The sequence below is a fragment of the Streptomyces sp. NPDC001744 genome, assembly GCF_042892575.1.
Classification (GTDB): Bacteria; Actinomycetota; Actinomycetes; order Streptomycetales; family Streptomycetaceae; genus Streptomyces.
On the sequence record NZ_JBIAUG010000003.1, the window covers coordinates 141,992 to 161,901 of the forward strand.

Below are 19,910 nucleotides of genomic sequence, written 5' to 3' on the forward strand. Positions count from 1 at the left end.
GCCCCGCACGTCTCCGCGTCACCCCACGCCCCTGGAGGCCGCCTTGCTCCGTCCCGCGTTCCGCAGACGTACGTCACCGATCCGCGCCCCGAGGGCGGCGGGTGCCCTGGCGTCCGCCGCCCTGCTGCTTCCCCTGCTGTCCGCCGCGCCGCCCGCCGGGGCCGACGCCCCCCGGGCCGGCACCCTCCAGGAGCAGTTCGCGCGGGCGGCGGCGCGCCACGGCGTCCCCGAGAGCGTGCTGCTCGCGGTCTCGTACCTCCAGTCGCGGTGGGACGGCCACGCCGGCGCGCCGAGCGTGACCGGCGGGTACGGGCCGATGCACCTGACGGACGCGGCGACGGCCCTGACGCGGGCCGCCCCGCACCACTCGGACGGCACGGAGGACGCGCGCGGGGACTCCTCGCGCCCGGCGCGCACGGAGACGCCGGTGCCCTCCCCCTCCCGGCTGCCCGCGCGGCTGCGGACCCTGGAGCGGGCGTCCGCGCTGTCCGGCATCCCGGCCGAGGAGCTGCGCACCGGGACGGCCGCCAACATCGAGGGCGGCGCGGCCCTGCTCGCCGCGGCGCAGCGGGAGGCCGGGCTGCCCGCGAGCGCGGACCCGGCCGACTGGTACGGGGCGGTGGCGCGGTACTCCGGCGCGGACGACTCGGCGACGGCGACGACGTACGCCGACGACGTGTTCGACGTGATCAGGACCGGGGAGGAGCGGACGACGGACAGCGGGCAGGTGGTGGCGCTCCGGCCCGACCCGTCCGTCGCGCCCGCCACGGAGCAGGTGGGGGCCCTGGGCCTGCGCCCGCCCGCCGACGGGCCGGTGGAGTGCCCCCGGACGGTGGCCTGCGAGTGGGTCCCCGCGCCGTACGAGGAGTTCGGCGACGGCGACTACGGCAACCACGACAAGGCGGACCGGCCCGTCTCCCAGTCGGTCGACTACATCGTGATCCACGACACCGAGGCCGAGTGGGACGTCACCCTGGGGCTGGTGCAGGACCCGACGTACGTGTCGTGGCAGTACTCGCTGCGCTCCTCGGACGGGCACGTCGCGCAGCACCTGCCGCTCAAGGACGTCGGCTGGCACGCGGGCAACTGGTTCGTGAACGCCAAGTCGGTGGGCCTGGAGCACGAGGGGTTCCTGACCGCGCCGGACTCCTGGTACACGGAGGCCATGTACCGGTCGTCGGCGCGGCTCGTGCGGTACCTCGCCGCCCGGTACGGCATCCCGCTGGACCGGCAGCACGTCCTGGGCCACGACAACGTGCCGGGCACGGTGACCTCCTCGATCCGGGGCATGCACACGGACCCGGGCCCGTACTGGGACTGGGCGCACTACTTCCGGCTGCTCGGCCGTCCGGTCGTCCCGAGCGCGGGTCCGCGCGCGGGTGTGGTGACGGTCCGGCCCGACTACGACGCCCACCGGCCGGTCTACACGGACTGTGCGAAGGCGGGGGAGGCGTGCGCGCCGCACGGCAGCGGGGCGGTGCGGCTGCACACCGCGCCGGACGCCGGGGCGCCCCTGGTGAAGGACGTCGGGCTGCGGCCGGGCGGCGGGGACTCCACGACCGGCGTCAACGACACGGGGGCGCGCGCCTCGACGGGGCAGAGCTTCGCGGTGGCGGAGCGCCGGGGCGACTGGACGGCGGTCTGGTACCTCGGGCAGAAGGCGTGGTTCCACAATCCGCCCGGCCGGCCGACGGCGGTGAACGCGCGGGGGCTCGTCCTCACCCCCCGGCCCGGCCTCACGGAGGTGCCGGTGTACGGGCGGGCCTATCCGGAGGCCGCGGCCTATCCGGCGGGCGTGCCGGTGCAGGCGGTTTCGCCACTGCCGTACAAGCTGCTCGCCGGTCAGCGGTACGTGGTGGGCGACCGCGTTCCGGGGGAGTACTTCTTCGCTCCGACGTTCGATACCTCCGGCCACCGGGTCGTCCGGGGCCAGGAGGAGTACTACGAGATCCAGTTCGGCCACCGGGTCGCCTTCGTGAAGGCGGCTGACGTGCGGGTTTCCCGGATCTAGCGGGAAGGCGGCCGGAAGTCGCGGGGTGGGGGCGGACAGCGGGTCCGCCCCCACCCCGTCCGCGTTCATACGACTATTCAGGAGATCGCGCGCGCCGTACGCGCGAGGCGCCAGGCTGGGCCGGTCGGACCCCTCGCGCACCGGAAGGCACCCCCGCACATGCCACAGCCCTTCGTCATGCCGGATTTCTACGTTCCGTATCCGGCACGCCTCAACCCCCATGTCGAGGCCGCCCGTACGCACACGTGCGACTGGGCCAGGGAGAGGGGGATGCTGGAGGGCTCGGGGATCTGGGAGGAACGCGACCTCCGGGCCCACGACTACGCGCTGCTCTGCGCCTACACCCACCCCGACTGCGACGAGGACGCGCTCAACCTCGTCACCGACTGGTACACCTGGGTCTTCTTCTTCGACGACCACTTCCTGGAGACCTTCAAGCGCACCCGGGACCGGGCGGGCGGCAAGGCGTACCTGGACCGGCTGCCGATGTTCATGCCGGCGGACCCGGCCGCCCTGCCCGAGCCGACCAATCCGGTCGAGGCCGGGCTCGCGGACCTGTGGCTGCGGACCGTGCCCTCGATGTCCGGCGGCTGGCGGACGCGGTTCGCGGAGGCGACGGAGCACCTGCTGTACGAGTCGCTGTGGGAACTCGACAACATCAACGAGGGACGCGTCGCCAACCCCGTCGAGTACATCGAGATGCGCCGCAAGGTGGGCGGGGCGCCCTGGTCGGCGGGGCTCGTCGAGTACGCGGCGGGGGCGGAGGTCCCGGACCGGGTGGCGCGCTCCCGGCCGCTGTGCGTGCTGCGGGACACCTTCTCGGACGCCGTGCACCTGCGCAACGACCTCTTCTCGTACCAGCGCGAGGTGGAGGAGGAGGGGGAGAACAGCAACGGCGTCCTGGTCCTGGAGCGGTTCCTCGGCTGTACGACGCAGGAGGCGGCGAACGCCGTCAACGACCTGCTGACCTCGCGGCTCCAGCAGTTCGAGAACACGGCCCTCACCGAAGTGCCGCCGCTCGCCGTCGAGAAGGGCCTCTCGCCGGAGGAGTGCGCGGCCGTCGCCGCGTACACGAAGGGCCTCCAGGACTGGCAGTCCGGCGGCCACGAGTGGCACATGCGCTCCAGCCGGTACATGAACGACGGCATGGTCGGCGGGGCTTCGCACCTGGACGGGATCATCGGCACCTCCGCCCTGGACGTGCGGAACCTCTTCGGGCGGCCGGCGGCCTCCCGGCTGCGGTCCCTCACCCATGTGCCGCCCCCGTACGTGGGGCCCTCGCTGCTGCCGGAGTTCGACCTGCCGTACCCGTTGACCCTCAGCCCGCACCACCGGGAGGCGAAGCGGCGCTCGGAGGACTGGGCCGAGCGGATGGGGCTCCTGGACGACATCTGGGACCGCCCGCTGATGGACGGCTTCGACCTGGCGCTCTGCGCGGCGGGGCTCGACCCCGACGCCACCCCGGAGGAGCTGGAGCTCAGCTCCGAGTGGCTCACCTGGGGGACGTACGGGGACGACTACTACCCGATGGTCTTCGGCCGACCGCGCGACCTGGCCGGCGCGAAGGAGCAGACCGAGCGGTTCAAGGCGTGCCTGCCGCTGGAGGACCCGGCCCTGGGGGCGGCGCTCGCCGTCAACCCGATGGAGCGCTCGCTGGCCGACCTCTGGGCGCGGACGGCCGGCCCGATGACGCCGGAGGCGCGCGGACAGCTGCGGTACGCGCTCGACGTCATGCTGGACAGCTGGCTGTGGGAGCTGCACAACCAGGCGCAGCACCGGGTGCCCGACCCGGTCGACTACATCGAGATGCGGCGCTCCACCTTCGGTTCGGAGCTGACCACCCTGCTCTGCCGGCTGCGGCACACCGACGCGCTGCCGCCCGCGCTCTACCGGACGGGCACGGTGCGCGCCCTGGAACGGTCGGTGATGGACTACGCGACGCTCCTCAACGACCTCTTCTCCTACCAGAAGGAGATCGAGGTCGAGGGGGAGGTGCACAACGGCGTCCTGGTGCTCCAGAAGTTCTTCGACTGCGACTACCCGACGGCGGTCGCCATGGTGGACGACCTGATGCGGGGCCGGCTGCGCCAGTACGAGCACGTCAAGAAGCACGAGGTGCCGCTGCTCTACGAGGACTTCGGACTCGGCGAGGAGGGCAGGGCGGCCTTCGAGGCGTATCTGCGGGAGCTGGAGGACTGGCTCGCGGGCATCCTCAACTGGCACCGGCGAGTGCGGCGTTACCGGGCCGAGGACGTGCGTTCGGGCGCCGGGACGACGCTGCTGCGGAACGGCCCGAAGGGGCTGGGCACCTCGGCCGCGCGGGTGGCGGAGCTGCTCGGTCCCGTGCCCCGCTGACGGACGGGGAGGGCCCCGGGATCTCTCCCGGGGCCCTCCCCGTGAAGACTCCCGGTTCCCGCCCGGCGGGGCGGGGCCGGTGGCGTCTCAGGGCCTGCGGCCGCGCAGTTCGTCGAGTTCGCGGCGCTCGCGCTTGGTGGGGCGGCCCGCGCCCCGGTCGCGGACGGCGGCGATCGCGACGTGCTCGCGCGGCGGCGGGGGCGGGCTGTTGTCGACGTACGCCTCGGCCGCGACCGGCGGGCCGATCCGCTTGGTGTGCAGCACCTTGACCTCGACGATCCGCTCCCGGCCGCCGTGGAAGAGCCGGACCTCGTCACCGGGCTTCACCGGCTGGGCGGGCTTGACCCGTTCGCCGTTGACCTTGACGTGCCCGGCCCGGCAGGCCGCCGCGGCCTGGGAGCGGGTCTTGGTCAGGCGGACCGCCCAGATCCAGCTGTCGACGCGCGCGCTCATCGGCCCCGCTCCCCCGGTCAGCCCTGCTGGAAGAGTTCGGCGGGCAGCGGCTTGAGCAGCGCGTACAGGTCGTCGGTGATCGGCCGGTCCCAACTGGCGATCGTCACCAGGACGTTGTCGCTGCGGTCGAACTGGACGCAGGAGATGCGGCTCTCGGAGAGCTTGAGGCGGCGCACGATGAGGAGGTTGTCGCCCTGCATGACCGGGACGTCCTCGGTCTCCACCACCTCGACCGGCTCGTCGTTCTCCAGGGCGGCGAGGAGCTGCGCCACCTCGAAGGGGATCTGGCCCTCCGCGAGCTCGCGCGCCGGGGAGCCCTCCGGCAGGTTGCCGATGATCATCGCGGGGCCGCGGCCGCCGAACAGGTCGTACCGGAGGAACACTCCCTGGCAGGAGCCGTCGGGCGCGGGCAGCAGACCGGCGCCGAGATTGCCGGGCCAGTCCCCCGGGTCCATGGCCAGGACGTCGAAGTCCGGGCCCGCGGGTGTGGCGGCGCTGCGGCGGCGGAGGAAGGACATACGGCCATGGTACGTGCCCGCGGGCGTGGCGCTACGCGCCGGGCGGGGCCGGCCGGCGGCCGTCCGGGACACCGGCCGGCGGCTGCGATCGGGGGCCGGTCCGGGGCGGTGGAAAACGGTTCCGGGGGTACGGACGGAGGGACCCGTGCCGTCGCACACCGAAGGAGAAGACACCCATGGCGTCCTCATTGCTCGAAGCGGTCGACATCAAGGCACCCGTGGCGGTGAGCTGGTCCCTCTGGGCGAACGTCGAACGCTGGCCCTCCTTCCTCAGCCACGTCGAGCGGGTCGACCGCGTCGACGCGACGACGTTCGCCTGGAAGGTGGCCCTGCCGGGCGCCGACAAGGACTTCGTGGCCGAGCTGACCGAGGTGGTCCCGGAGGAGCGCATCGCCTGGCGGACCACCGAGGGGGTCCACCACGCGGGCGTGGTCACCTTCCACCGGCTCAGCGACACGGAGAGCCGGGTGACGCTCCAGATCGAGTACGAGCCGAAGGGCTTCGTCGAGCACCTGGGCGCCCTGACGAACCTGGACTCGACACTGGCCAACTACGACCTGGGCGAGTTCCAGAGGATGGCCGAGCACGAGGCGGCGGCCGCGCGGACGGAGGCGCCCGGTTCGTCCGCCCACGGGTAGGGCCCGCCGGCCGGGCACGTGATCCCGGCGAAGAATTCCGCCGGGGGCACGGAACCGGGCGCGATACGGTGGCGGCCCGCGTACGGAACGCCCGGACCGTCCGGGAGCCCGTCCGCGAACCGCCTCCGAACCGCGAAGGAACCGTTCCACCGTGCCCGACATCCAGGAATCCGCGCTGCGCGGCGACTGCGCGAACTGCTTCGGACTGTGCTGCGTGGCACTGCCCTTCGCCAGATCGGCGGACTTCGCCGTGGACAAGTCCTCCGGCGAGCCCTGCCGGAACCTGCGGGAGGACTTCCGCTGCGGCATCCACGCCCGGCTGCGGCCGAGCGGTTTCCAGGGCTGTACGGTGTACGACTGCTTCGGCGCGGGTCAGCGGGTGTCCCTGGTGACCTTCGGTGGCGTGTCCTGGCGGGAGGCCCCGGAGACGGCCCGCCAGATGTACGGGGTGTTCCCGGTGGTGCGCGGGCTCCACGAGCTGCTGCGCTATCTCACCGAGGCCCTGGCGCTGCGCGCCGCCCGGCCCGTCCACGCGGAGGCGCGGGCGGCGCTCGCCCGGGTGGAGGCGCTCGCGCAGGGGACGCCGGACGCGCTGGAGGAGCTGGACGTGAACGCCGTACGGGCCGAGGTGAATCCGCTGCTGCTCAGGACGAGCGAGCTGGTCCGCGCCACGGCCGGCGGCCGGCCGAAGAGCCGGCGCGGGGCGGACCTGATCGGCAAGCGGCTGCGCGGGGCGAAGCTGCGGGGCGCGGACCTGCGCGGGGCGCTGCTCATCGCCGCCGACCTGACGGGGGCGGACCTGTCGCTCGCCGATCTGATCGGCGCCGACCTGCGGGACGCCGACCTGTCGGGCGCGGACCTCACGGGCGCCCTCTTCCTCACCCAGCCCCAGCTGAACGCGGCCCGGGGCGACGCCGCCACCCGCCTCCCGGAGGGCTTCGAGCGCCCCGCCCACTGGAGCGCCTGAGGAGCGGGACGGGCCGCCCGGCGCGGGAGCCCGGGGGCGGGCCGGTCGCCCGGCGCGGGAGCCCAGGGGCGGGCCGGTCGCCCGGCGCTCAGATCTCGTACGTGTACGGCGTCGTGGTGGTCAGCGGCAGGAAACCGAGGCGCCGCAGGATCGGGCGGCTGGTGTCCGCCGCGTCGACCTGGACGTAGCGGTGACCGTGGGCGGCGGCGACGCGGGCGCGGTGGGAGACGAGGGCGCGGTAGAGGCCCCGCCCGCGCCACTCCTCGACGATGCCGCCGCCCCAGAGGCCGGCGAAGTCGGTGCCGGGGAAGAGTTCGAGGCGGGCCGCGCCGACCGGTTCGCCGTCCGCGAGGGCGACGACGGCGGGGACGGTACCGGGATCGGCCGCGAGCCGGTCCAGGAGCCGGCGGCCGAGGTCGGCGCTGTCGGCGCCGAAGGCGCGCTCGTGGACCTCGACCACCTGGCGCACCCCCGTCTCCTCGGTGACGGCGCGGAGTTCCACGCCCTCGGGCAGGGGGACCTCCCGGGGCAGGGCGGCGGCCTCGGCGACCATCAGGGTCTCGGCGGCCCCGGCGGTGAAGCCCGCCGCGCGGAGCCGGCCGCCGAGGTCGGCGGGGGTGTCGTGCGCGTACAGCTTCCACTCGAAGGACAGACCGGCGGCCCGGTAGTGGTCGATCTGCGCGGTGACGGCGGCGTCGGCGGCGGAGGCGTCGAGGCCGGACCAGAGGACGCCGTTCCACGCGTGGGCGGGGCCGGTCTGGCGGACGACGTCCCCGACGCGCTCGACGCGGCAGCCGGGCCCGTCGGGACGGGCCTCGCGGCGCATCCGGAGGTCGTACAGGTCGCGGAGTCGCCGGGGTTCCATGGCGGCCACTCCAACACTCCCGGGGGCGCGCGGCAACCGATTTGAAACGGGGCCGGGCGGCGGGCGGGTCCCGGTCCCTCCGGCGCGACCCCTTGCCAAGCCCCCCGCCCCTCCGGTTTTACTGACCCGGAGCGGAGCTACCGAATGATCGGTAGGCCGGACGAGGAGTGCGGAGGAGCGGCGCATGGCGGAGGAACTGCTGGACGGCGGCGAACGGCTCGGGCGCGAGGAGCTGGCGGTCCTCCAGCTGGAGCGGCTGCGCGCGACCCTGCGCCACGCGTACGGGAACGTGGAGTTCTACCGCCGCTCCTTCGAGGCGGCCGGGGTCACCCCGGACGACTGCCGTACGCTCGCGGACCTCGCCCGCTTCCCCTTCACCGCCAAGTCGGACCTGCGCGACCACTACCCCTTCGGCATGTTCGCCGTGGAGGAGTCGAGGATCCGGCGCATCCACGCCTCCAGCGGCACCACCGGCCTCCCCACCGTCGTCGGTTACACCGACGGCGACCTGGACGTCTGGGCGGACGTGGTGGCCCGCTCCCTGCGCGCCGCCGGGGTGCGCCCCGGGTACAAGGTGCACGTGGCCTACGGGTACGGCCTGTTCACCGGCGGGCTCGGCGCCCACTACGGCGCGGAACGCCTCGGCTGCACGGTGATCCCCGCCTCGGGCGGCATGACCTCCCGGCAGGTGCGGCTCATCCAGGACCTCCGGCCCGAGGTAATCATGGTGACCCCCTCGTACATGCTGACGCTCCTCGACGAGTTCGAGCGGCAGGGCGTGGACCCCCGGTCGACCTCCCTGAAGGTGGGCGTCTTCGGGGCGGAGCCGTGGACGGAGGAGATGCGCGGGGAGATCGAGGAGCGGTTCGCGATCGACGCGGTCGACATCTACGGCCTGTCGGAGGTCATGGGTCCGGGCGTGGCCCAGGAGTGCGTGGAGACCAAGGACGGCCTGCACATCTGGGAGGACCATTTCTACCCGGAGGTCGTGGACCCCTTCACGGGCGGGGTGCTGCCGGACGGGGAGGAGGGGGAACTGGTCTTCACCTCGCTCACCAAGGAGGCCATGCCGGTGGTCCGCTACCGGACCCGGGACCTGACCCGGCTGCTGCCGGGGACCGCGCGGGCGTTCCGGCGGATGGAGAAGGTCACCGGGCGGAGCGACGACATGATCGTCCTGCGCGGGGTGAACCTCTTCCCCACCCAGATCGAGGAGATCGTGCTCCGCGTCCCGGCCGTGGCCCCGCACTTCCAGCTCCGACTGACCCGGGAGGGCAGGCTCGACGCCCTGACCGTACGGGTCGAGGCCCGGGCGGACGCGACGGGCGGGGAGCGGGCGGAGGCGGCCCGGACCGTCGCGGCGGCGGTCAAGGAGGGGATCGGGGTCTCGGTGGAGGTCGAGGTGGTCGATCCCGGGACGCTGGAGCGGTCGGTGGGCAAGATCAGGAGGACCGTGGACCTGCGGGAGCCGGGCCGGGGGCTTCCCCGGGGGCCGGGGGAGCCCGCGCGGCCGTGACGGCCCGCGCCGTCAGCCCAGGAAGGCGATCAGCCGTTCGTCGAGCGCCTCCGGTTCGGTGAGCGGCAGGGAGTGGTGGGTGGCCCCGGGGAGCAGGGCCACCTCGGCCCGCGGGAGCGCGCGGCGGACCCGGTCGGCGACCGCGGCGGCGTCGTGGGCGCGGCTGCGTTCCGCCAGCACGACCAGGACCGGCATGCCCAGGTCGGCGGCCCGGGGCCGGCCTCCGGCGACGAGTTTGCGGCCGGGGACGGTGGCGGCCAGCGCGTAGAGGCGCTGCCAGGCCCCGTCCGGACGGGTGCCCGCCGTCTCCCAGGCCAGGAAGGCGCGGGCGCGGGCCTCGTTCGGACGGACCAGGTGGGGCAGCGCGCGCAGCAGGTAGCCGGGGCGGAAGCCGGCGAAGACCTGGGTGGGGTCGACGAGGGCGAGGCGGTCGACCCGCTCCGGGGCGCGCAGCGCGTACCGGGTGGCGAGCCAGGCGCCGTACGAGTGGCCGCACAGGTGGGTGCGGGAGAGGGCGAGTCCGTCCAGGAGCGCGTCGAGCCAGGCCGTCAGGTCGTCGGCGCCCTTCAGGGGCCGGCCCCGGCGCTCGGTGCGCCCGGCGTCGCCCAGGAGGTCGACCGCGTGTATCCGGTACCGCTCGCCCAGGGCGCGCGCGTTGGCGAACCAGACCAGTCCGGTGGCGGAGCCGCCGGGCAGCAGCACCAGCGGAGGAGCGTCCGCCGGGCCGTGGCTGTGGACCCGGGTGGGCCCGTACGGGGTGGCGACGTCCCGTTCCTCGGTGGTCCCGGGCCAGCGGGCGCGGAGGTCGCCGTAGGCGAGGTCGAAGGCGGACGGGGACATGGGCATTCCTCTCGCCGGGCGATAATCTCGTTCAGCGAGATATTAGGCGAGGGATACGGAGGAGCGCGGATGGACGACGGAAATCCGGCGATGCGGCTGGTGCACCTGCTGCGGGCGGTCACCGTGGAGTTCGACCTGCTGGGCGCCGAGTTCGCCGCGCGCGAGGGGCTGCACCCCACCGACGTGCGGGCGCTGATCCATCTGCTGGACGCGGCGCGGGACGGCGTCCGGGCCACGCCCGGGTGGCTCGGCGAGCGGCTGCGGCTGAACTCCGCCGGGACCACCGCCCTGGTGGACCGGCTGGAACGGCTCGGACTCGTGCGGCGCGACCGGGACACGACGGACCGGCGGCGCGTCCTCCTCCGGGTGGAGGAGAAGGCCGTGGAGCTGGGGTGGGCCTTCTTCGGGCCGGTCATCGGAGAGGTGGTGACGGCCGCGGCGGACTTCGAACCGGAGGAGCTGGAGACCGTGCGCCGCTTCCTGGCCTCGGTGCTCGACTCCACCGGCCGGGCGCGTTCCGCCTGACGGGCCGGGTCCCGGAATCCTGGGTCCGGGCGGGACGGCGCGGACCGCCCGGACGGCGGTGCGGCGGGCTCGCGCGTCCCTCCCCGGCGGGCTCGCGCGCCCCTCCCCGGCGGCCCCGCGCGGGCCGCCGGGGGTGATCAGGAGGTGTGCGGGCCGTCGTCCGGAGTCGCGGGCCGGTGGAAACGCCGGTGCAGTTCGCGCACCTCGTCCACCGTGCCAGCCTGCCAAAACCGGCCGGATCTTTCCAAACCCCGCCCCGGCCCCTCCGCCGGTCCCCCGCCCGGGGGGACACCGGGTACGAGTGATCGGCGTAGCGGAAATCCCGCAGACGATCGAGCGTGCGCCGCAGGCGCGGCGCACGGCCTTGCCGACGGCGGTGGTGCGCCGACTGGAGGCGCAGGCGGTCGACGACGCCGTCGTCCTGTGGAACACCCGCTGCCTCGACGCCGCCGTCGCACAGCTGCGCGCCGGGGACCACGACATCAAGGACGAGGACGCCGCCCGCCTCCCCGCTCAAGGACCGGCACATCGACTTCCCGGGCCGCTACCTGTTCAAGCCCCGGCCAGGGGCCGCGCCCCCTGCGCGACCCGGAAGCCGCGCGGGAAGACGAGCCGGAAGAAGGGTGAGCGGCGGCGCTCAGCTGCCGCAGGCGCAGCCCGAAGCCACCGGGACGGCCTCGGTGCTCGGCTCCTGGCCGGAGCAGCAGGCGTCCCCGCCGGCGGGTGCGGGGCTCTTGCCGAGCCGGTCGGCGTCGGCCTTGACGACGTAGACCTCCCACGGTTCCTTGCCGGGGCCGTGCACCCAGACCTTGTCCTGGAGGGCGTAGCAGCAGGAGGTGTCGTTCTCCTCGAACGTGGCGAGTCCCGCCTCCTTGAGGCGGTCGGTGGCGGCGGTGACCTCGTCGGTGGTCTCCACCTCGACGCCGAGGTGGTCCAGCCGGGTTTCCCGGCCCGGCTCGCCCTCGATGAGGACGAGCTTGAGCGGCGGGGCCGCGATCACGAAATTGGCGTAGCCGGGGCGACGCTTGGCGGGTTCGACGCCGAAGAGCTTGGAGTAGAAGGTCACTGACGCTTCGAGGTCGGCGACGTTGAGCGCGAGCTGGACGCGGGACATGACGGTCTCCCCGGATCGGTTGTATCGATGCCTGTCGATACAACCTTGCGTCATGAATCGAAAAACGTCAACATAGAAGCATGTCGAAACAAGAGCTCGCGCCGCTCGGGCAGGACGGCGTCGAAGGCTGCTGCCCCGCCCTGCTGACCGCCCCGCTGGACGAGGACCAGGCCGAGACGCTGGCGAAGGTGTTCAAGGCCCTGGGTGACCCGGTCCGGCTGCGTCTGCTGTCGATGATCGCCTCCCGTGCGGGCGGGGAGGTCTGCGTCTGCGACCTCACCCCGGCCTTCGAAGTGTCCCAGCCGACGATCTCCCACCACCTCAAACTGCTGAAGCAGGCCGGTCTCATCGACTCCGAGCGGCGCGGGACGTGGGTGTACTACCGGCTGCTGCCGCAGATGACCGACCGTCTCGCGGCGATTCTCACCCGGCCCGCCGGACAGATCACGGCCGGGACCGCGCCGGCGGCCGGAGCAGCGTCATGAGGGCGCAAGCCGCGGCCGCGGGGCCGGTCGCCGGGCGGCTGTCGTTCCTGGACCGCTTCCTCGCCGTGTGGATTCTGATCGCGATGGCGGCCGGTCTCGGCCTGGGCCGCCTCGTACCCGGCCTCGGGAACGCCCTCGCGAAGGTCACCGTCACCGGCGTCTCGCTGCCGATCGCGCTCGGCCTGCTCGTGATGATGTACCCGGTACTCGCCAAGGTCCGCTACGACCGCCTGGGGACCGTCACCCGCGACCAGCGCCTGCTGATCCCGTCCCTGGTGCTGAACTGGCTTCTCGGCCCGGCCCTGATGTTCGCCCTGGCGTGGATCTTCCTGCCGGACCTGCCCGAGTACCGCACGGGCCTGATCGTCGTCGGCCTCGCCCGCTGCATCGCGATGGTCATCATCTGGAACGACCTCGCCCGCGGCGACCGCGAGGCCGCCGCCGTCCTGGTCGCGTTGAACTCCGTCTTCCAGGTCCTCGCGTTCGCCGGGCTCGGCTGGTTCTACCTCTCCGTGCTCCCCGGCCGGCTCGGCCTGGAGCAGACCGCGCTCACCGTGTCCGTCTGGGAGATCGCCCGCAGCGTTCTGATCTTCCTCGGCGTCCCGCTGCTGGCCGGGTTCCTCACCCGCCGCCTGGGCGAGAAGGCCAAGGGCCGCACCTGGTACGAGACGAAGCTGATTCCCCGCATCGGCCCGTTCGCCCTGTACGGACTGCTGTTCACGATCGTGGTGCTGTTCGCCCTTCAGGGCGACGCCATCACCTCCCAGCCGCTCGACGTCGCCCGGATCGCGCTGCCGCTGCTGGTGTACTTCGCCCTCATGTGGGCCGGTTCCATGGCCGTCGGACGCGCGGTCGGACTGGACTACCCGAAGGCCACCACGCTGGCGTTCACGGCCGCGGGCAACAACTTCGAGCTGGCCATCGCCGTCGCCATCGCCACCTTCGGCGCCACCTCGGGCCAGGCCCTGGCCGGAGTCGTCGGCCCCCTCATCGAGGTCCCCGTCCTCATCGGCCTCGTCTACGTCGCCCTCGCCGCCCGACGCTTCTTCCCCCAGACCGTCCCGGCGGCCGGGCCGGTCGTCTCTCCGGAAGGTTCCGCCCGTGTCTGAGACCAAGCCGTCCGTGCTGTTCGTGTGCGTCCACAACGCAGGCCGCTCCCAGATGGCCGCCGCCTTCCTCACCCACCTCGGCGCGGACCGGGTCCAGGTCCGATCCGCCGGGTCCGCCCCCGCGAGCACGGTGAACCCGGCCGTGGTCGAGGCGATGCGGGAGTCGGGCATCGACATCTCGGCCGAGGCCCCGAAAATCCTCACCACCGAGGCGGTGCAGGCATCCGACGTCGTGATCACCATGGGCTGCGGCGACGCCTGCCCCTACTTCCCCGGCAAGCGGTACCTGGACTGGCAGCTCGACGATCCGGCCGGACAGGGCGTCACGGCCGTCCGGCCGATCCGCGACGAGATCGAGCGACGCATCCGCGGCCTGCTCGCCGAACTCGGCATCGAGCCCGCGGCGTGACGGCCACCGAGACCGGCGTGCGCATCGCACCACTGCGGCCGGAGCACGCCGAGCAGGTCCTGGCGATCTACCGGCTGGGCATCAACGAGGGCAACGCCACCTTCGAGACCACCGCCCCGACCTGGCAGGCGTTCGATGCCGCCAAGCTGCCCGACCACCGCCTGGTCGCCCTCGACGGCGACCGGGTGCTGGGCTGGGCCGCCGTGGTGCCGGTCTCCGACCGGTGCGCGTACGCCGGCGTCGTCGAGCACTCCGTCTACGTCCACCCCGACGCCCGCGGCCGAGGGACCGGCCTCGCGCTGCTGGAGGCGCTGCTCGCCTCCACCGACGCCGCCGGCATCTGGACGGTGCAGTCCGGCATCTTCCCGGAGAACACCGCCAGCCTCGCCCTGCACCAGCGCGCCGGATTCCGCGTCATCGGTACCCGCGAACGCATCGGCCGCCACCACGGCGCATGGCGCGACGTCGTCCTCGTCGAGCGCCGCAGCCCGAGCGTGAACTGAGCGTGACGGCCGGCACCGACGACCACTCTCAAGAATGACCGTTTCCGCGAGTGGCGCACCGTGATCGCTGTCACGCACGGCGACTTCGTTCACCTGCCCGATGCCGGGCCCGGACACCGTGCGCCGATACCGGCACGCGTTGTCGAGAAGGCAGGACATGAACACGTCGGCCCCACCGGCCGGACCGGGAGAACCGAAGCGGCACCTCGGCGCGTTCGACTCCGTGGTGATCGGCCTCGGGTCGGTGATCGGCGCGGCGACCGGCAGGGGAAGCCCAGCAAGATCAATCCCACCGGGATTTCCCGTACCTCGACCACTCGCACCCGGACACGGAAGACCCGTACGGGGGGGGATTCGCCGGCGGCCGGGACCCGGTCGCCGGCGCCGCTCGTGATCAGTGCGCGCCGGGCCGCGCGAAACGGTCCCTCAGTTCGCGCTTGAGGATCTTGCCGCTCGCGTTGCGGGGCAGTTCGGGGAGGAAGTGGACGCGTTTGGGGGCCTTGAAGGAGGGGAGCTTCTCGCGCGCGTGGGCGAGGAGTTCGGCCTCGGTGACGTCGCCGCGCGGGACGACCACGGCCGTGACCGCCTCGATCCAGCGTTCGTCGGGGAGGCCGATCACGGCCGCCTCGGCGACTCCGGGGTGGGTGTAGAGGGCGTCCTCGACCTGGCGGGAGGCGACCAGGACGCCGCCGGAGTTGATGACGTCCTTCACCCGGTCGACGATCGTGTAGTAGCCCTCGGCGTCGCGGACCGCGAGGTCGCCCGAGTGGAACCAGCCGTTCCTGAAGGCCGCCCCGGTCTCCTCGGGCTTGTTCCAGTAGCCCTCGCACAGCTGCGCCGAGCGGTAGACGATCTCGCCGGGGGTGCCGTCGGGGACGTCGTCGCCGTTCTCGTCCACGATCCGTGCCTCGACGTGCCGGACCGGGCGGCCGCAGGAGTCCATCCGGCCCTCGTGCTCGTCGGGGCCGAGGACGGTGGCGAGCGGGCCGATCTCGGACTGGCCGAAGCAGTTGTAGAACCGCAGCCCCGGCAGCCGGGCGCGCAGCCCCTCCAGGACGGGCACGGGCATGATCGAGGCCCCGTAGTACGCCTTGCGGAGCGCGGAGAGGTCGCGGGCGGCGAACTCCGGATGGTTGGCGAGGCCGATCCAGACCGTCGGCGGGGCGAACAGGCTGTCGGCGCGGCCCGTCTCGATCAGGTCGAACAGGACGGCGGGGTCGGGGCCGTCCACGAGGACGTTCTCGGCGCCGACGGCGAGGTAGGGCAGCAGGAAGACGTGCGTCTGCGCCGAGTGGTAGAGCGGCAGGGCGTGCACGGGCCGGTCGTCCTCGTGCAGGTCGAGGGCCTCGACGGCGCTCGCGTACGCGTGGGCCAGGGCGAGGTGGGTCATCATCGCGCCCTTGGGCAGGGCGGTGGTGCCCGAGGTGTAGAGCAGCTGGACGAGGTCGCGGGGGTCCCGGTCGGTGTCGTACGGCTCCGGTTCGGCGAGCGCGTCGAGCAGCGAACCGGGCGCGTCCCGCAGCGCCCTGACGGGGAAGCCGTCCGGGATCCGGTCCGCGAGGGCGGGGTCGGCGAGGACGAGCGAGCTGTCCGACTGCTCCAGGACGTACGCGAGGTCGTCGCCGGTCAGGTGGTGGTTGACCGGCACGTGGACCAGGCCGGCCCGGGCGCACGCCAGGAACGCGACGAGGTAGGCGTCCGAGTTGTGGCCGTAGGTGGCGACCCGGGCGTGTTCCGGCAGCCCGATGCCGTGGTGGGGTTCCCGCAGGAAGGCGGCGGCGGTGGAGACGGCCGCGTCCAGCTCCGCGTACGTCCAGCTCCGGTCGGCGTACCGGAGGGCGGTCCGGTCGGGGACGCGCCGGGCGCTCGCGCGCAGGAGGCCGTCGACGGTGCGGCCGGGAAGTCGTTCCATGGCGTGATCCTCGGTGCGCGCCGGACGGGAGGTCAAGTACCGCGCGGCGGGCGGCGGTCGGCCGCGCGCGGGGTGTTGACAAGGGGGTGGCCGGCTGCGTGCATGGTCCGGTCCGCAGTGCTCCGCCCTCTGCCGGGAGGCACCTTGCTCCTCCGTACCCGCCTGAAGCGCCTGGCGCTCGCCGGCGCGGCCCTGGCCGTCGTCACCGCCTCGCTGCCCGCCGCCGCCGTCGCCGGTCCCGGGGACCGGGACCGGCACCCGTCCGACCGGGGGTTCTCGGCCGTCGTCCGGTACACCGAGTACGGCATTCCGCACATCGTGGCGAAGGACTACGCGGACCTCGGCTTCGGCACGGGCTGGGCCCAGGCCGCCGACCAGGTCTGCACGCTCGCGGACGGCTTCCTGACGGTGAACGGCGAGCGTTCCCGGTACTTCGGCCCGGACGCCGCCCCGGACGGTTCGCTCTCCTCCGCGACCACGAACCTCTCCAGCGACCTGTACTTCCGCGGGGTGAAGGACGCCGGGACCGTCGAGCGGCTGCTCCGGACCCCCGAGCCGGCCGGTCCGAGCCGTGACGCCGAGGAGCTCATGCGCGGCTGGGCGGCCGGTTACAACGCCTGGCTGCGGAAGAACCGGATCACGGACCCGGCCTGCGCGCGGGCCGACTGGGTCCGGCCGGTGACCCCGCTCGACGTGGCCCGGCGCGGGTTCGCCGTCTCCGTGCTCGCCGGTCAGGGCCGGGCCGTCGACGGCATCACCGACGTCCGGCCGCCCGCGGGCGCCTCCCGTGACGTCCCCGACCCCGGCCGGGCCGCCGAGGCGGCCCGGGAGCTGTTCGACACCGGGAACGCCACCATGGGCTCCAACGCCGTGGCCTTCTCGGGAGCCACGACGGCGAACGGGCGCGGACTGCTCCTGGGGAACCCGCACTACCCCTGGCAGGGCGGCCGCCGCTTCTGGCAGTCGCAGCAGACCATCCCGGGCGAGCTGAACGTCTCGGGCGCCTCGCTCGTCGGCATCCCGGCCGTCAGCATAGGCTTCAACGACCGGGTCGCCTGGAGTCACACCGTCGCCACCGGCGTGCCGTTCAACCTGCACCAACTGGAGCTCGTGCCCGGCGACCCGACGTCCTACCTGGTGGACGGCGTGCCGGAACGGATGGTCCCGCGCCCGGTGACCGTGGCGGTCAAGGACGGCGCGCCCGCCACCCGTACCCAGTGGTGGACCCGGTACGGCCCCGTCGTCGGCGGTCTCGGCGCCCAGCTCCCGCTCCCCTGGACCACGGCCTCGGCGTACGCGCTCAACGACCCCAACGCGGCCAACCTGCGCGGCACCGACACCGCGCTGGGCTTCGGGAGGGCCCGCTCCACCCGGGACGTCGCCGACACCCTGCGGCGCACCCAGGGGCTGCCCTGGGTGAACACGGTCGCGGCGGACGCGCAGGGGCACTCCTTCTTCAGCCAGTCCCAGGTGCTCCCCCGGATCACCGACGAGCTGGCGCGGCGCTGCTCCACCCCGCTCGGCCTGGCCACCTACCCGGCCTCGGGCGTCGCGGTCCTGGACGGGTCCCGGTCGGACTGCGCGCTCGGCTCCGACCCCGACGCGGTGCAGCCCGGTGTCTTCGGTCCGTCACGGATGCCGGTGCTCCGGGACGCGCCGTACGCGGAGAACTCCAACGACAGCGCCTGGCTGACCAACGCCGACCGGCCGCTGACCGGTTACGAGCGGATCTTCGGGACGGTCGCGACGCAGCGCTCGCTGCGCACCCGGGGCGGGATCGAGGACGTGGCGGCGATGGCGGACCGGGGGCGGCTCACGGTGGCCGACCTCCGGCGGCAGCAGTTCGCCAACCGGGTCCCGGCCGGTGACCTGACGGCGGCCGACGTGGCGCGGGCCTGTCCGGCGGCGCTGCCGGGCGATCCCGGGGCGTGCCGGGCGCTCGCGGCCTGGGACCGGACGATGGACACGGACAGCCGGGGCGCGCTGCTCTTCGACCGGTTCTGGCGGAAGTTCCTCCGGGCGGTGCCGGCGGCGCAGCAGTGGCTGGTGCCGTTCTCGGCGGCCGACCCGGTCCGTACCCCCCGTGCCCTGAACACGGCCGCGCCGGGCTTCGCGAAGGCGCTCGCGGACGCGGTGGCGGAGCTGCGGGCGGCCGGCATCCCGCTGGACGCGCCGCTCGGGGCCCACCAGTCCGTGACGCGGAACGGGGAGCGGATACCGGTCGGCGGCGGGACCGAGTCGCTGGGCGTCTGGAACAAGATCGAGCCCGTGTGGGACGCGGCCGGCGGCGGCTACACGGAGGTCGCGCACGGGACCAGCCACGTGCAGGCGGTGGGCTGGGACGGAAGCCGCTGCCCGGTGGCCCACACCCTGCTGTCGTACTCCCAGTCGTCGAACCCGGCGTCGCCGCACTCCGGCGACCAGACGCGGCTGTACGCCGGTGAGCGCTGGGTGACCTCCCGGTTCTGCGAGAAGGACATCCTGCGCTCACCGGCGCTGCGGGTCGTGGTCGTCGGGGACTGAGCCGCGACGGCCCTCAGGGGCTGAACGACATGAAGACGAAGGCGGCGAAGATCGCGAGGTGGACGCCGCCCTGGAGGAGGGTGGCCCGTCCGGGCACCACGGTCAGGGCGCTCACCACGCCGGTGAGGGCGAGGAGGACCAGATGGAGGGGGCCCAGACCGAGCACCAGGGGTCCGGACAGCCAGATCGAGGCGAGCGCGATCGACGGGATCGTCAGGCCGATGCTGGCGATCGCGGAGCCGTAGGCGAGGTTGAGGCTGGTCTGCATCCTGTCCCGGCGGGCCGCGCGGACGGCGGCGAGGGTCTCGGGGAGCAGGACCATCAGGGCGATGACGACGCCGACGACCGCGTTGGGCAGGCCGGCCGACTCCACGCCGTCCTCGATGGTGGGCGAGATGAGCTTGGCGTTGCCGACGACGGCGACGAGGGCGAGGAGGAGCAGGGCGACGCTGGTCCAGGTCTCGCGGTTGCCCGGCGGGTCGGCGTGCTCGTCCGCCGACTCCTGGCCGGGGCGCGGCACGGGGAGGAAGTAGTCGCGGTGCCGGACCGTCTGGACGCCGACGAAGACCCCGTAGAGGAGGAGGGAGGCGACGGCGGCGAAGGCGAGCTGGACGCCGGAGAACTCGGGTCCGGAGTGGCTCGTGGTGAAGGTGGGGAGGACCAGTGTCAGCGTGGCGAGGGTACAGACGGTGGCGAGCGCGCCGCCGGAGCCCTCGGCGTTGAAGACCGCCACCCGGTTGCGGAGCGCGCCGACGAGGAGGGAGAGCCCGACGATGCCGTTGCAGGTGATCATGACGGCGGCGAAGACGGTGTCGCGGGCGTAGGCCGACGTCTTCTCCCCGCCCCCCGCCATCAGGGTGACGATGAGGCCGACTTCGATGACGGTGACGGCCACGGCGAGGACGAGCGAGCCGAAGGGTTCCCCGACGCGGTGGGCGATCACCTCGGCGTGGTGGACCGCCGAGAGGACCGCGGCGACGAGGCAGAGCGCGATGAGCCCCACGACGAGGCCCGGGAGTTCCCGCCCCCAGGCCGCGCCCAGGACAAGGGCCGCCACCACCGGCCCCCAGGTGGTCCATTGACGTGTCGTTGCCGCCGTACCCGAACTCACGTATCAGCATCCTGCCGCAAAGGGGGTTTTCACCCGTTCTGTCACGAAGAGATCTT

The 19,910-nt window shown here is 73.6% G+C and carries 18 protein-coding genes; 11 read left to right on the forward strand and 7 right to left on the reverse strand.

Annotated features, from left to right (window positions below; translation table 11 throughout):
* The first annotated feature begins 43 nt into the window (after positions 1-43).
* Positions 44-2,011, forward strand: a complete 1,968-nt coding sequence (locus ACFYZY_RS05075; RefSeq protein WP_388689610.1) for an N-acetylmuramoyl-L-alanine amidase — start codon at positions 44-46, stop codon at positions 2,009-2,011.
* 159 nt (positions 2,012-2,170) lie between these two features.
* Positions 2,171-4,366, forward strand: coding sequence for a germacradienol/geosmin synthase (locus tag ACFYZY_RS05080; RefSeq protein WP_388689611.1), 2,196 nt, complete (start codon positions 2,171-2,173; stop codon positions 4,364-4,366).
* 87 nt (positions 4,367-4,453) lie between these two features.
* Here the strand turns inward: ACFYZY_RS05080 and ACFYZY_RS05085 are convergent, their stop codons facing one another.
* Together ACFYZY_RS05085 and ACFYZY_RS05090 are read right to left on the reverse strand one after the other, a co-directional pair.
* Positions 4,454-4,819: an RNA-binding S4 domain-containing protein gene (locus tag ACFYZY_RS05085; protein WP_388689612.1), complete on the reverse strand. Its 366-nt coding sequence runs from the start codon at positions 4,817-4,819 to the stop codon at positions 4,454-4,456.
* A gap of 17 nt (positions 4,820-4,836) precedes the next feature.
* The gene (locus ACFYZY_RS05090) at positions 4,837-5,337 is read right to left on the reverse strand and encodes a hypothetical protein (RefSeq protein WP_156695963.1); all 501 of its coding nucleotides are present in this window, start codon (positions 5,335-5,337) and stop codon (positions 4,837-4,839) included.
* A 176-nt stretch (positions 5,338-5,513) separates the two neighbouring features.
* Between ACFYZY_RS05090 and ACFYZY_RS05095 the strand changes: the two genes are divergently transcribed.
* Together ACFYZY_RS05095 and ACFYZY_RS05100 are read left to right on the forward strand one after the other, a co-directional pair.
* Entirely contained in the window at positions 5,514-5,975 is a 462-nt protein-coding gene (locus ACFYZY_RS05095; RefSeq protein WP_388689614.1) for an SRPBCC family protein, read from the forward strand.
* 151 nt (positions 5,976-6,126) lie between these two features.
* Positions 6,127-6,942, forward strand: coding sequence for a pentapeptide repeat-containing protein (locus tag ACFYZY_RS05100; protein WP_388689615.1), 816 nt, complete (start codon positions 6,127-6,129; stop codon positions 6,940-6,942).
* An 88-nt stretch (positions 6,943-7,030) separates the two neighbouring features.
* Here ACFYZY_RS05100 and ACFYZY_RS05105 read toward each other — a convergent pair whose 3' ends face one another.
* Complete coding sequence (locus tag ACFYZY_RS05105) at positions 7,031-7,807, reverse strand: GNAT family N-acetyltransferase (protein ID WP_388689616.1); 777 nt, start codon at positions 7,805-7,807, stop codon at positions 7,031-7,033.
* Between the two features lie 184 nt (positions 7,808-7,991).
* Here ACFYZY_RS05105 and paaK point away from each other — a divergent pair, with 184 nt between their 5' ends.
* On the forward strand, positions 7,992-9,323 hold the full coding sequence (gene paaK, locus ACFYZY_RS05110; RefSeq protein WP_388689618.1) for a phenylacetate--CoA ligase PaaK: 1,332 nt from the start codon (positions 7,992-7,994) through the stop codon (positions 9,321-9,323).
* A 12-nt stretch (positions 9,324-9,335) separates the two neighbouring features.
* On the opposite strand, the gene ACFYZY_RS05115 is transcribed toward paaK, so the two are convergent.
* On the reverse strand, positions 9,336-10,169 hold the full coding sequence (locus ACFYZY_RS05115) for an alpha/beta fold hydrolase (RefSeq protein ID WP_388689619.1): 834 nt from the start codon (positions 10,167-10,169) through the stop codon (positions 9,336-9,338).
* A 63-nt stretch (positions 10,170-10,232) separates the two neighbouring features.
* Here ACFYZY_RS05115 and ACFYZY_RS05120 point away from each other — a divergent pair, with 63 nt between their 5' ends.
* A complete protein-coding gene (locus tag ACFYZY_RS05120; RefSeq protein WP_388689621.1) occupies positions 10,233-10,688 on the forward strand; it encodes a MarR family winged helix-turn-helix transcriptional regulator in 456 nt (151 codons plus the stop codon).
* 637 nt (positions 10,689-11,325) lie between these two features.
* Here ACFYZY_RS05120 and ACFYZY_RS05125 read toward each other — a convergent pair.
* Positions 11,326-11,802, reverse strand: a complete 477-nt coding sequence (locus ACFYZY_RS05125; protein WP_388689623.1) for an ArsI/CadI family heavy metal resistance metalloenzyme — start codon at positions 11,800-11,802, stop codon at positions 11,326-11,328.
* A gap of 80 nt (positions 11,803-11,882) precedes the next feature.
* Between ACFYZY_RS05125 and ACFYZY_RS05130 the strand changes: the two genes are divergently transcribed.
* Genes ACFYZY_RS05130 through ACFYZY_RS05145 form a run of 4 tightly spaced genes read left to right on the forward strand, consistent with a single transcriptional unit; the run spans position 11,883 to position 14,308 of the window.
* Complete coding sequence (locus tag ACFYZY_RS05130; protein ID WP_388689625.1) at positions 11,883-12,287, forward strand: ArsR/SmtB family transcription factor; 405 nt, start codon at positions 11,883-11,885, stop codon at positions 12,285-12,287.
* Positions 12,284-13,396, forward strand: a complete 1,113-nt coding sequence (gene arsB, locus ACFYZY_RS05135) for an ACR3 family arsenite efflux transporter (protein WP_388689626.1) — start codon at positions 12,284-12,286, stop codon at positions 13,394-13,396. Before ACFYZY_RS05130 ends, arsB begins: the two co-directional genes overlap by 4 nt.
* The gene (locus ACFYZY_RS05140) at positions 13,389-13,805 is read left to right on the forward strand and encodes an arsenate reductase ArsC (RefSeq protein WP_388689628.1); all 417 of its coding nucleotides are present in this window, start codon (positions 13,389-13,391) and stop codon (positions 13,803-13,805) included. Before arsB ends, ACFYZY_RS05140 begins: the two co-directional genes overlap by 8 nt.
* Positions 13,802-14,308, forward strand: coding sequence for a GNAT family N-acetyltransferase (locus tag ACFYZY_RS05145; RefSeq protein ID WP_388689629.1), 507 nt, complete (start codon positions 13,802-13,804; stop codon positions 14,306-14,308). Before ACFYZY_RS05140 ends, ACFYZY_RS05145 begins: the two co-directional genes overlap by 4 nt.
* A gap of 394 nt (positions 14,309-14,702) precedes the next feature.
* On the opposite strand, the gene ACFYZY_RS05150 is transcribed toward ACFYZY_RS05145, so the two are convergent.
* Entirely contained in the window at positions 14,703-16,220 is a 1,518-nt protein-coding gene (locus tag ACFYZY_RS05150) for a fatty acyl-CoA synthetase (protein WP_388689631.1), read from the reverse strand.
* A gap of 144 nt (positions 16,221-16,364) precedes the next feature.
* Here ACFYZY_RS05150 and ACFYZY_RS05155 point away from each other — a divergent pair, with 144 nt between their 5' ends.
* The gene (locus tag ACFYZY_RS05155) at positions 16,365-18,743 is read left to right on the forward strand and encodes a penicillin acylase family protein (protein ID WP_388689632.1); all 2,379 of its coding nucleotides are present in this window, start codon (positions 16,365-16,367) and stop codon (positions 18,741-18,743) included.
* A gap of 13 nt (positions 18,744-18,756) precedes the next feature.
* Here the strand turns inward: ACFYZY_RS05155 and ACFYZY_RS05160 are convergent, their stop codons facing one another.
* Positions 18,757-19,854, reverse strand: coding sequence for a calcium:proton antiporter (locus tag ACFYZY_RS05160; protein WP_388689634.1), 1,098 nt, complete (start codon positions 19,852-19,854; stop codon positions 18,757-18,759).
* Positions 19,855-19,910 lie beyond the last annotated feature (56 nt).